The organism is Dyadobacter luticola, assembly GCF_005860805.1.
GTDB classification, from domain to species: Bacteria; Bacteroidota; Bacteroidia; order Cytophagales; family Spirosomataceae; genus Dyadobacter; species Dyadobacter luticola.
In genome coordinates this window covers 1,735,114-1,748,025 of sequence record NZ_VCEJ01000004.1, presented here as the reverse complement: position 1 = coordinate 1,748,025, position 12,912 = coordinate 1,735,114, and the positions used below count along the sequence as shown (strand labels likewise).

Here is a 12,912-nt window from a genome sequence, read left to right as displayed (position 1 = left end):
AGAGGAGGGTTATAAATGGAATCCTGTTATCATTTCATGTGGCGTCAAAACGCACAGTTTTCCTAATCGGAATTTATCCTGAAAAACGGAATTGTCCGATTTACTGTCAGACACGGCCCATGCATAATATTCAGTCAGCAACCATAGCCCGGCGTATTGAATACAGGTCATTATGTTCTCCTCCCGTTCGTTGCCGGTCTCTCCATGAAAATACTCAGCAACCAGCACGCCTACGTGAGCTTTGACCTCAGCAACGGATAGCACTGGATTTTCCGCCCGCATGCACGTTAGGTATCCAGCTAAAATCCCGGCAAAATCCCATCGACTGTCTCCCCAGGACGCATATTCCCAGTCTATTAGGAAATAATTATCGGAGGAATCAACAATTACATTGCTTAGGTGTGCGTCGGCGTTGATTAGGTGGGTTGTTACCCATGACTTTTGAAGCTTCTTGAATTCATCCAGAAGGGGAAACGACTTAGTAGCGCCTTCGGCAGGGCCTTTAAGGAACCGGGCGTCAGGATCCTTCCCGTATAGCAACCTGGCGAACTTTTTCACCGGATCGATCGGGGATTCATTAAATCTAAGAAGATCGGCATCAGTAAGGGTGAGTATCCAGGGTGTATACGTGAGGAAGCAACTCTCTTTTGCACCTTGCCTATCAAAGCATATATTATTTATTGCCGACCGGTTGGTAAGTTGAACACCTAGCTTGGTGAGACTTAGTTCGTTTTTAAAGGTTTTTAGTAACCGGGCTAATTTGCCGGTTTCGTCAAGCCTTATCGTATTGTGTTCAGGGTTCCGGGGATTAGGCAGATGCGCTAAAAAATCTGTAAATGTCAGGCTGCGCCGGCGGTACTCGAGAACTAAAATTTTATTATAAAAATCATATTCGACCAACCGAAGCAGGTGAGGGGCAAGGTTTGGTGCTTTCTTAAAGATAGTATCATAAAATTGCGCTTCATTATAAAGCGTATCACGCTGTTCGTTAAGCACAAGAGGTTGCTTAAAGAGAAAGGCGTCTTTCATCGATGCCGCCTCCGATTGTTTGAGCGCAATAAAATTTGCGTTCCGGGCATTAGGAAACGGCTGATCGAAAAATACCCATTCGCCATTGATCAGTTCCAGGGGATCAACGGTATCAGCTTCGTCCAAAGTCCCCGTTGAAGCCTTCGCATGACAATCGGCCAGGTTTTTGTTAGAGCTTTTGGCAAGCCTGCTGGCCATATAATTTGCAAGTTTGTATCCGGTAAGTGCAAGCATGGGAATCAGATGAGATGAGGGTTGATATTGGCAATGAAATGACCTGTGGACAGGGTGTCGGCCGCAAAAAGGTTTTCGTCGAGCCTGGAATAATTTTCGAACGTGAGTTTTTTCCAGCTTTTTGACAGATCGTCGGAATAGTAAAACGTTTCCGACGCATAAAAACGGTTAATCTTGTAACTCTCCGGATCAAGGCTTGTTTTATTGTACGCTTTTTTCAATTCTTTCTCCATGGAATCAGCCCGAAGTGTAAAGTCGTTGAATTCAGGACAATAGAAAACTACACTGGGATCCCAAAGGCAATAAATAACTTTTTGAAGGCTATGGCCTTTGATGAAGATTGCCGCCATCTTTTTCCCATCCAGGTATTCCTTATAGTTCAGATATTCTTGTTTTTCCGGCGCAGGTTGCCAACCAAGTAATATCCATCCCTGGATAATTTGATCTCGCGCATTCTCATACTGATCTCTTGGAAAATCGGTTCGGCCCTTGCCGAATGCATTTTTGTAAAAATCATTTACAATATCATAAGAAGGATCTGCATCCTCCCTGAAAAGGGTGAAGGTGGGGTTTCTTTTCGTCATTTGCAGGAAATTTTAGAAGGGTTAAAATTCAACTTGCAATCATTCCATTTTTTAATGCATAACGCATTAATCCAAGCGCAGTGTTTACTCCAAGTTTTCGGAATATATTTTTCCGGTGCGTTTCGACGGTCAAAGGGCTAATAAAAAGCCGTTCAGCGATTTGTATATTCGTCAGCTCCTTAATAATGAGAAAGAGTATCTCCAGTTCGCGGGCTGTCAAACTTTCGATCTGGGTAGTCTGTAGCTTGCCGGTTGTTGATTTTTCATCAGGTAACTGAGCCAATTGCCGGGTAATTGCCGGGCTGAAATAAGGTAATCCGGCGGCCACCGTTCGGATGGCTTGTTCCACTTCAATACGATTCGACTTTTTTAATAAATAACCATCGACCCCATTTCTGATCGCATCCCTTATTTGACCAACTTCATCCACCATGGTCAGCAGGATAATTCGTGTTTCAATCCGGCGCTCTTGAATTTCGGCGACCAGGCCAACGCCGTTTAGAATTGGCATAGCAAGGTCTGCAAGAACAATGTTTACCTTATTATGTTCCAAGAAATCCAATGCCTCACGACCATTACTTACCGCTCCAACAATATCGATGCCTTCCATCCGACTTATCAAGAGGGACAAACTTTCCAATACAATGTCATGGTCGTCGGCTAAGAGTACATTTATCACTTCCATAGCGGCATTGTCGGATTAGTTATAATAACGGGTAAGTAGTCAAGAATGAGCATTTACTTTGTTAATCTGCTGTATTCGAAATACATAGTTTCTAAATTAATTGAATTTCGCTTCAAATTTCATTATGGTGTAAAAACTGCAGGTAAGTGCCTGTACAAAATTCAGGACAATTTTCAGAGAGCGAAATCCCTTATATGCAGTAACATTGTGCTATTGTTATACCCGGCAGAGGGTATACGTGGAAGGAATACTCCCTCGGCGGTATCTTATATCCAAGCGGTACGGGATTTCGGTTAAGTGTGAAAGAGATGAATTTTGAACACACTTAACTTCATATCTTTTTCCGTCTTTTTGGCAAGTATAACTTCGTATGAATTGTCATCTAATCGTTATTTTCTATTTTGTCATCGGATGCTCTTCCGTTCAAGCGCAATCCGCCGTATATGTTTGTTCAAGTACTGGTAAGTATGGTTATTGTTATGGTACCCTGGATGCGGCTGACTGTGCATATAATAAATGCATTTTCAATGGGGCGATTTCACCTTATCTTATGATAAAAGTAAACCATAAAGGCTATGGAGCGATTGCCTTGGGGTATAGTACAAAAGGACGCCGCGTTATTGGAGCTGCTGCTGGTTGCCAGAGCCGGGCAGATGCGCATCGGCAGGCATTATTTAAGTGCTCTAAGTTAGGCGGACGTACACCGACAGTGCGTAAATCTTGGAATGATAAGGAGACCGATTAATGACTGACTTGCCCATTTTCTAACCGTATTATAATCTCTCCGATTTATCGATTTTCTAAGCCCTGGCATAGCCTTTATGAGAGAGTATTTATTGTTCAATCTCAAAACTGCGTCCTTCTCTTTCATCTTTCTATTTGCAGTATTTGAAAACCCATGTATTTCTCACGAAACGGTTTCGAACCTCCGAAGAGAACGGATTCGAACCCAAATAATCAGTAAAAACCAACCGATTTTTGCCGTTAAAAAACAATTTCTTAACTTTACGTAAAAATAAGATTGTTACTTGTTGATAATCAGTTAGATATTCGATAAAGGGGGTTAGATTTTGAGTGAATGTCGTAAATCATGGAACTAGAGAAGTAGGGTTGATAAGTATCTATAATATAGCTGTTTACAGGAAAAATTCAATCCCTCTCTACCTGCAAAGCACACAGATGCAAAGTTTTCAATTAGTTTGCCGTGACATGTTTTAAGCTTTCGAAAAATACCGGCGCGGGCGTATTGAAATTTCCCGATGAATATCTGAATTTGATATCACATTGAAGCTCTGGCGGCCAGCACAGTTATCATTTGAAAAAAAAATAGAAGGGAAGAGCTGCTGAGAACAATTCCTTCGCATCAACTTTTTAATGAGCAGCTTACAGCAAATGCTTTTGAGGCTAGTTAGCGACGAATAAGGTTGATAACATTGAGAGGCACGGTTGCGCGCTGCGGATAGGTAGCGCCTACCTTTTGTCGGTTGATAACGAACTCTTCTACCCTATGCTTGTGACCTGGAATAAGAAGAACAGGCTTCAGCAAACTATAATATTTTAGGATTTTGCTTTTAAAAAATTGATATTATTCCGATGGGATAGGCTTGTCAGCCCATAACCCCTACCTATCTCTCCGCCGCTCTGGCCGACATTCCAGTCACCTCTTCATGCTGTTCTACTTCCCCTCTGATATCCTTCGCAAATTAATACGTTCCCTTTTCCTGATTTTGGCTAAGCAATGCCCCGATTTCACTACGCCGGGGAGTTAAGGGCTGATGAACTTTGCATTATCAAAATTTAATCAAAGATCAAATGAAACAGTCACAAACACCCATCATGAGTTTTAGTCCGGTTGTGTTACAAGTCCCCGGCCGTCACGTAGATCTTGAAATGAAAGTTTCTGCTCCTGCAAGCGGAAACAATCTGCCAGTTATCCTTCTTTCGCATGGACATGGCCCTTCTAACTTCCTTTCTTCGTACAAAGGGTATGGGCCTATTGTAGATTTTTTTGCGGCAGCAGGGTTTGTTGTTATTCAACCTAACCATCAAAACTCGAGAGCACTTGCACTTCCTTCATCCCTTCCAGAAGCACCTTTGTTTTGGAGTTCACGGGCAACGGACATGCAATTTATCTTGGATCATTTAGACGAAATCATTGCGACAGTACCCGGGTTGACCGGAAGAGTTGATAAAGCAAAGGTGGCTGCCATCGGCCATTCCATGGGCGGCCACACGGTTGCCATGCTGGCTGGGATGGAGGTAACCGACCCTGCAACAGGTAAAATCGTGAATGCTGCGGAACCGAGATTAAAAGCCCTGGTGCTGATTGGCGCCTCTGGCGGGCCGGAAGGATTTAATGGGGTAAACAGGCAGCATTATCCTGTTTTGGCGGCCGGCAATTTCGGCACCATGACTTTGCCAGCGCTCATTGTGAATGGGGACAAAGACATTAACCTCATGTTCTCTGATGTGGACAACTGGCGTGCGGACGCTTATTATCAAAGTCCCGGCCCAAAAGACCTGCTGACTGTTTTCGGCGCCGAACACATCTTTGGTGGCATATCAGGGTATGATGCCCGCGAAACAAGTGATGAAAATCCGGAGCGTGTTGCCTTTGTATGTGAAAGCATTCTTGCCTATGTTCGGAGTATGTTCGATCCGAGCGATTCAAGCTGGGAAGAAGCCAAGAAAACACTTAACGGCGTACAGGGTGCATTAGGCAGTATTGAAAGTAAATTATAAAACAGGCATTACTATGAAGGATGAGCTGTCTAGCCATAGATTCCAATCCTTATCAAGGCTGCATAAGGCGCTGGATATTCCGGCACCTATGCACCCATTGGTAAGTTTAATCAACAATGCTGATGGGACCATTCCGCTGGAAAGACTTCCCAGTCCCCACATTCTCAATTTTTACAAGATCTCTTATAAGATGAACTTTCAGGGGAAGTTCAAATACGGGCAGCATTACTACGATTTCGACGAGGGGGGAATGTTCTTTGTTTCGCCTAATCAGATTACAGGAAGCCACGCACCAATCAGCGATCAATCCGGTTATACTTTACTTTTTCATCCTGATTTTTTACTGGGCTACGAACTCGCCAGGAAGATTAAAGAGTTCGGATTCTTTTCCTATTCTATCCATGAAGCGCTGCACTTGTCGGAAAAAGAAAAGACCACGATCATCGCTGTTTTCGAAAATATTGAAGAAGAATTAAAAGACAGAATTGATCATTTCAGCCAGGACGTTGTGATTTCCCAGATTGAATTGCTGCTGAATTATGCCAACCGATTCTACAACCGACAATTCATTACCCGTAAAGCAGTAAGCAGCGATCTTCTTCAAAAGGTGGAAGAGATTTTACAGGCCTGGTTTCAGTCACCACCAACCAAAAAGCAGGGGCTTCCAACGGTCCAATTTCTTTCTGAGCAATTAAATGTCAGTGCGAGCTATTTAAGTGATATGCTGCGATCCATGACCGGGCAAAATACACAACAGCACATTCATAATCATCTGATCGAAAAAGCAAAGGAACAGTTATCGACGAGCGATGCTTCGATCAGCGAAATAGCGTATGAATTAGGGTTTGAACATCCGCAATCTTTTAGCAAACTTTTCAAGCTCAAAACCAGTGTGTCGCCTTTGGATTTCAGGCGTTCTTTTAATTAACGCGTATTCGATTTTGATCAACCGAAAACCGGAATTCCCTCATCAATACATTCGGCACTAATATACCGGACAGCATTTACCCCCAACAAAAAAGCTGGCGAAGTTTGGTTTCGCCAGCTTTTTGTGATTATACATTCTAAGACTATTCTACGCTTGCTTCCTCGTTTACATACGATTCTGCCAGATCTGTAAGCAGATGGTCTGTTTCTCCTTCCTGGTCGAGTGTTTGTTGCAGCAGTCCGGCGGCATCTTCGTAACCAAGTGTCCTGGCAATGTTGCGCAATGTGCCGTACGAAGCCATTTCATAATGCTCGACTTTCTGTGCGGCCATGATCAGGCCACAATCCCGCACCATAGTTCCTTTATCCGTACTTTCAATTATTTCGTTTGCTTCTTCGATCAACCCTTCCATCGCGGCGCATTTTTTAGCCTGGGCTTTTTCTCCAACGATTTCAAACACTTTTTCAAGCGTTACTGCATGCTCGTCAGTTTGTGTTTTATGCAGATCAAATGCGGATTTCAGTTCTTCGGAAGTCGCGTTCTTCGACATTTTCACCAACGCTTTGGCCAGGTTTTTCTCTGCCCAATAAATGTCCTTAAGGCCATCGACCAACAATTCTTTTAACTTTTCACCATCTTGTTCGGTGATTTGTTTCTTTGCGGCGGTTTTATTTTTTGCGGTTTTCATTGGTTATAGGTTTTAAGTGATTGTTGAATTATTGAGCCGTGATTGAAAAAAATCGTACCATCTTTGCAGCTTAAGACTTTTCGCAACATTTGGACTATTCGCCTCAATCGTTTCCGCAGCATCATCTATATTGAAAATTTTTAATGAATTCTGATTTGATTGCCGGCGTGCCTGGCGCATTGCCACCTGAACTCGTCGTAGTGATTCCGGTCTATAATGAGCAGGATGCTATTCAAAAAGTGATCCTTGAATGGATACCAGCTTTGGAAAAATGTTGCCCGAATTTTCTTGTTCTTGCTATCGACGACGGCTCCCGGGATAATTCGCTCGTTATCCTGCGCCAGCTGCAAACGCAGTTTGGGCAGCGCCTGGTGATTGTCAGTCGGCCGAATCGCGGTCATGGGCAAACCTGCCTCGAAGGGTATCAGCGGGCCGGGGAATTAGGCGCACGTTTTGTTCTTCAAATTGATTCCGACTGGCAATGTGACCCGCAATACTTTGCTGCTTTTTGGCAGCTCCGCAACGAGACAATGGTGGTCTCGGGAATCAGAAAGAGCCGCGACGATGGCTGGAAACGCACGGTAATCAGCAAAATCCTGCGGACAATGTTACTGCTCGCATTCCGGGTGGATTGCCCCGACGCAAATGTTCCATACCGCCTGATGCAAACTGATATCATTCAAACAGCTATCCGGCAAATTCCGTCGGATTTTCATCTTGCCAATGTGGCACTGGCCGTTTTGCTTCGGCGCAACAAATCTGTGACGCACGCGTATATACCCATCGGTTTCCGCGAAAGATATGGCGGCGAGCCGAGCGTCAAACTGCCCCTTTTTGGCCGGAAAGCCATTGAACTGTACCGTAACATTCAACAAATGCTGACCAACCAGAAAAAAAGCATTTCATAAATTTGCTTCGCCAGGACGACAGCAGAATCTATTTAACCCAAACCCCATTTAACATTACCTTCATCACATTTCTGGCAGCCCTGATATTGTCAACCGGATTTCCTTTTATTAAAATCAAGTCGGCAATCTTGCCCACTTCAATGCTTCCCAGCCTGTCAGCTACGCGGAAAAACCGGGCGTTTTCCATCGTAGCTGCTACGATGGCTTCTGACGGACTGATCCCGCTTTCGACAAATAGTTCCAGTTCCCGCTGAAATGCCCAGCCGGTTTCGGCATATTCGATCATGGAATGCGAGCCAAGCACAATTTTGGCTCCACCTTTTTTCAGTTTGGCTGTCAACGCTTTCATATTATTGAAGCCCGACAATTTTACAGAATCTATCAGCAATTTTTGACGCTTAGCAGGAGCCTGGTATTCAAATGCACCGAGTGTCGGGCTTACGAATGTGCCCTTTTTTACCAAAAAATGAAGCAATGTATCCACGCGCCACCCGTTGAGGTCCAATTTATTCCAAACATCATACCGACCCTTTTTTCTTGCATTATTATCGGCCAGCACCATTTGCCGGTATTTTTCACCATCAATTTGCGGTTGTAATGAAAGTCCGAATGAAGTAATGTGCTCGATTCCGTCGAGACCTGCATTAATGGCCTCCATCGCCTCCGTGGTTTCCAGATGGCCTGTCACTGGCAAGCCGCGTTTGTGGGCTGCTTTGCATACTTCCTCAATGATCCCCGGCGGTAACCTGAAATACACTTTTATCACCGATGCGCCGCGGTCGGCCATCCTATTGACCTGATTCACAGCCTCCAAAGCATCGCGCACCACGTAGGCATCCTTCGGGTATGCGGGCGGAAACATATCCAGATGCGGATCGGCGAGGAACAGTCTGGGCACTGGCTTTCCTGATTTCCTTTCGCCGTCATAAGCCTCAATCCACGCACCGGGGTCACGCAGCGAAGTGACACCGTGCTGTAAGAAAAGGGAAGTCAGCCCATTTTCGCCGTCGAGATGAAAATGAGAGTCGATAAAACCAGGTAAAAGTGACATGCCTTTTCCATCCACGATTTCGGCGCCTGCAGGGATAGCGATCTTACCGTTTTTTCCAACACCCGTAATTTTCCCATTTTCCACAACCACACAACCATTCTGCATAGGCTCTCCCCCATTTCCGTCGATAATGGTTGCGCCGGTGATGGCGATGGCCGTTTTTCCCGCGGGGATTTCTTTATGATTAATCTCGTGAATAAGACTCTGTTTTTTTTCTTCCGATTTTGCCGGTCCGTGCCAGATACCACCGCCAAATGTGACGATATAAACCTTCGCGGGATCTTGGGGATCAGGCTCCACCCGCTTTCCCCATTTAAAATCGTAGCCTTCCAGTCGCGACCAGGAATTACCCGAATCCTCCGACCTGTAAGCAGCACCGTTGAACCCGCAGGCATAAAAGGTTTTTACTCGCGGATCATACGTAATGTCGTGAATATGCTGATCGTTTTCCATCACCTGCTTCCAGGATTTCCCGTCATTGTCCGAAATAAAAATCCCGCCGCCCGTATCCGGGGAGAAGTTACCGCTGGCTCTCCTGCCCCACGCAGAAAGTATCAGCTTGCCCGCATTTTCCGGATCCACTGCCAGACTGGTCGGAGCATTGGTTCCTGCCGGCAATGTTACTTTTGTCCAGGACTCAGCCCCGTCTGTGGAGCGATACAATGCGCCATCGCCCGCACCCAGGCTGCCGTCTTCGCTTCTCCGGTTGACGATCAGGAATAGATGGTTGTCTTTTTCTCTTTTCAAAATGCGCCACGCGAAAGGCTCAGCGCCCTCAATTCCTTTGTTTTTCTGCTGCCAGGATTTGCCGCCGTCGCTGGATTTGTACACACCTTTTCCAAAAACGCAGACATATAATGTCCGGCTTCCCGGATCGCTCGCCGGGTCAATCAGGATATGGGTCATCGCTCCGTCTCCAATGTCCTGACTTACTGGCTTCCAGGATTTTCCGGCGTCTTCGCTCAGCAAAACGCCGCCCTTATAATCTTTCACGCCGCTTTTCCGCCACATTTTGGGTCTCGGCAAATCGTGTGTTCCGCTCATCACCGCCCAGATGCGGCCTTTTACTTTGGGATCAAATTCCAGCCAGTAAGTACTGTTTGCCCAGGCATCCGGAACACCGTTGTGCTGCGTCGCGCTCAGCCAGCCTTCTCCCCCATCGCGACTTTCCATGAGGCCAATGTCGGTGTTGGCAATAAATACATGGTTTTTATCAAACGGATCAAAAACGATGGCATAGCTAGTTGTCACTTCCAACCCCCGGGATACCCAGCCGCCAGCGTCTTTCTTCTTTGTATAAACCTGCTCCCAGCTTTTACCACCATTATTTGACTTGATCGCCCGCCCGAAATCCGTCGCGTAACAAATATCCGGGTTCGAAGGTGACACACCGATCGAAAACGGATTTTCTCCCCAGCCCGGCCCGAAACGTTCGGTAACCCAATCATTTTCAAAATTCGCAGAAACGACTGCGCCTTTTGAGGTAAGGTTATCTTTCCAGGCCAGTTTCCACGTTAAACCGAAATCTTCGCTTTTAGCCACACCAATGCTGGTCGTATCGGTATGCACTTTCAAATTGGCATACGAGACGTACACCACTTCCGGATGCAGAGCGCTGGTGGCAATCGTCCGCCACTCGGGCACTGCTGCGCCTTTTACAGTAAACTTAGTCAGCCCTGCCTGCCGGTTTTCCCAGGTTTCCCCGCCATCTTTTGTGTAGTAAATGCCTGATTTTTCTTTCTTGAGATTAAAATAGGATGTACCCGAAATAGCATAAATGATGTACTGGTTGCTTTTTTTATCAAAACCACCCGAAAATACGGTAAGCTCTTCAACACCAGGATTTATAGTAGTTTTCCAAATGCCTTTTTCACGCTTCATGATGCTATTTTGACCACAAACATATACCGTCCGGTCATTCAGCGGTGAGCCGGGATTAATGTAAATGTTTTTCGTTTTTCCTTCTAGTTCTCTTTCCTTCTGCCAGGTTATACCGCCGTTTTTTGATGTGTAAAAAGCGGATTTTTCATCGATGGAAATCACTGCATATAGGCTTTTAGAATCAGCCGGGTCGACAGCGAAAGCCAGCACTTTCCGTATAGTGCTATCCTTGGTGACCAATTGTTCATTGGCATGATCACCCTGTGAAACGATCCCGCTCACATCAGCCGGGCTCGGATAAAGAAGTGACCAGGTGCTGCCCTGATCGGTACTTTTATACAAGCCGATGGAATTTGCATAAACCGTGTTCGAATCGGCTGGATCATAGACGAAGTAACTGACCGGCCCTCTGAGATTGAACATTTGCCAGGATTTTCCGCCGTCATTTGTGGCAAAAGAACCCGTCATATCACAGGCCACCATGGCGCGGTTTGGGTTGTGAGGGCTTACTGCCGGATAAAACATCGCACCTCCCCCACCAAAGCCGACGTACCCCCACGGGTCTTTTCCAGCCGGATTTCTGCTTGAAATCTTCTCCCAATGTGGTTGCTGATCATTGCGCGACTGACCAACCTGAGATATAGACGGAAAGGCGAAAACACCTGCCAGGACACCACCGGAAAGTAGCGTGCGGCATATCTTTTTAAAATACATAATCATAAACATTCCCCGATCAGTAGCCCGGATTTTGCCCGATTGCTTTGGCATCAAGGGGTGGTATGGGCAACAGATAATCATTTTCATCGAAGCCTTGGGCATTGTCGGGCAAGTTGACTTCCTTCAAAATCCGCTTTCTTAACACATCAAAATAGCGGTCATTTTCAAAACAGAGCTCGAAGCTTCTTTCATCAAGCACTTTCTGGTCAAATTGCGCCTTGGTCAGAGCCAATGTTGCCCTGGCTTCTTTTCCGGTGCCCGCATTGGCGCGGTCGATAATCATATTGAGGCGGTCCACGGCCAGCTGGGTCGGGCCGGAACCTGCCATGTTAGCGGCTTCCGCGTAGATCAGCAGTATATCGGCAAACCGCAGCAGCTTCATTTCTATACCTGAATTTCCACCGCTAACTTGTTGATCGTAAGTAAGGTTTGGCATATTATACTTACCGATGTAAGGTACCCCGTCCGCAGACTTGGACCAGTTGATGATCGGTGCCGCAGGATCGTAAATATCGGATGTGAAATCCAGCAGCAGATAGTTGTGCTTGCGGGGCTGCTCGGGATAAATGTCTGTGGCCCAGTTGGTCTTTACCGGGCCGCCGCTCCACCCGTCCATTTCCGAAGGCGCCCAGGCATTGCCGGGCATGTACGGCGTTTGCGCAGTCGTATGAAATGCGAACAGTACTTCCATGCTGTGATTGTTGGCCGTTTTAAACACATCCTGCACGTTCGGAAGCAGCTTGTAAGGACCATTCGTGATCACATCATTGGCCACATCGCGGGCTTTTGCATAGTTTTCCACTTGATTAAGTGGTGCCGTCGCGCGGGTCAAATACACTTTGGCGAGGTATCCCTTCGCAATCCACTTGTTGGGTTTACCCGGGGTACCCGCATCATAATCGCCCAGGTGCTCGGCAGCGAAGTTGAGGTCGGCTTCAAGCAAATCGTAGACCGCCGCAATTTCCAGCCGTGATTCGGGTGTGAGAGGGGTGGATACCGGATCGGGCGTATCTTCGGTGAGGTATGGGATCTTGCCATACAAGCGCACCAGTGTAAAATAGTTGAAAGCGCGCAAGAACCGTCCCTGCGCTACAACATTGTCAATATTCTCCTGCGGATTACCTGCCAGACTCCCTGCTTTTACCGCTTCTAAAACCGCATTCACATTGGAAATCGCCTTGTAATGCCAGCTCCACAAATCATTAAACGAGGTGGAAGCAATATCGAGACTGGTACCGTTGAACTGCCCGTCCGGAAAAGCCGGAATGTTCTGATAGCCGCCCCACTCCACAAAAAGCGCGTTCATGGAACCGGCATAAGCCGCTTCACACTGATCGACTGTTGCGTAAAAATTCTGGGGCGTGGATATACCCTCGGGCGCTTCTTCCAGGCTTTGACAGGAAAAACCGCCGATTGTGATAAGTAATGTGATGGCCTGATATATGATGTTCTTTTTCATCGTGAT

The 12,912-nt window shown here is 46.2% G+C and carries 9 protein-coding genes; 3 read left to right on the top strand and 6 right to left on the bottom strand.

The window, feature by feature from the left end; genetic code table 11:
* Positions 1–9: 9 nt before the first annotated feature.
* From FEN17_RS17955 to FEN17_RS17945, 3 genes are read right to left on the bottom strand one after another with little or no spacing between them, the layout of a single operon-like run.
* On the bottom strand, positions 10–1,263 hold the full coding sequence (locus tag FEN17_RS17955) for a phosphotransferase family protein (protein ID WP_138366690.1): 1,254 nt from the start codon (positions 1,261–1,263) through the stop codon (positions 10–12).
* Positions 1,264–1,268: 5 nt separating this feature from the next.
* Positions 1,269–1,847 (bottom strand): hypothetical protein, encoded by a 579-nt coding sequence (locus FEN17_RS17950; protein ID WP_138366689.1) that lies wholly within the window; start codon positions 1,845–1,847, stop codon positions 1,269–1,271.
* 28 nt (positions 1,848–1,875) lie between these two features.
* Positions 1,876–2,532, bottom strand: coding sequence for a response regulator (locus FEN17_RS17945; RefSeq protein WP_138366688.1), 657 nt, complete (start codon positions 2,530–2,532; stop codon positions 1,876–1,878).
* A gap of 1,812 nt (positions 2,533–4,344) precedes the next feature.
* Between FEN17_RS17945 and FEN17_RS17940 the strand changes: the two genes are divergently transcribed.
* Together FEN17_RS17940 and FEN17_RS17935 are read left to right on the top strand one after the other, a co-directional pair.
* On the top strand, positions 4,345–5,274 hold the full coding sequence (locus tag FEN17_RS17940; RefSeq protein WP_138366687.1) for an alpha/beta hydrolase family protein: 930 nt from the start codon (positions 4,345–4,347) through the stop codon (positions 5,272–5,274).
* A gap of 88 nt (positions 5,275–5,362) precedes the next feature.
* Positions 5,363–6,202, top strand: a complete 840-nt coding sequence (locus FEN17_RS17935) for a helix-turn-helix domain-containing protein (RefSeq protein ID WP_229208870.1) — start codon at positions 5,363–5,365, stop codon at positions 6,200–6,202.
* 142 nt (positions 6,203–6,344) lie between these two features.
* Here the strand turns inward: FEN17_RS17935 and FEN17_RS17930 are convergent, their stop codons facing one another.
* Positions 6,345–6,890: a YciE/YciF ferroxidase family protein gene (locus FEN17_RS17930; protein WP_138366685.1), complete on the bottom strand. Its 546-nt coding sequence runs from the start codon at positions 6,888–6,890 to the stop codon at positions 6,345–6,347.
* Between the two features lie 143 nt (positions 6,891–7,033).
* On the opposite strand from FEN17_RS17930, the gene FEN17_RS17925 reads away from it, so the two are divergent.
* Positions 7,034–7,798: a glycosyltransferase family 2 protein gene (locus FEN17_RS17925; protein WP_138366684.1), complete on the top strand. Its 765-nt coding sequence runs from the start codon at positions 7,034–7,036 to the stop codon at positions 7,796–7,798.
* Positions 7,799–7,826: 28 nt separating this feature from the next.
* Here FEN17_RS17925 and FEN17_RS17920 read toward each other — a convergent pair whose 3' ends face one another.
* Together FEN17_RS17920 and FEN17_RS17915 are read right to left on the bottom strand one after the other, a co-directional pair.
* Entirely contained in the window at positions 7,827–11,498 is a 3,672-nt protein-coding gene (locus FEN17_RS17920; RefSeq protein ID WP_171037943.1) for a VPS10 domain-containing protein, read from the bottom strand.
* On the bottom strand, positions 11,464–12,906 hold the full coding sequence (locus FEN17_RS17915) for a RagB/SusD family nutrient uptake outer membrane protein (RefSeq protein ID WP_171037942.1): 1,443 nt from the start codon (positions 12,904–12,906) through the stop codon (positions 11,464–11,466). Before FEN17_RS17915 ends, FEN17_RS17920 begins: the two co-directional genes overlap by 35 nt.
* Positions 12,907–12,912: the final 6 nt, after the last annotated feature.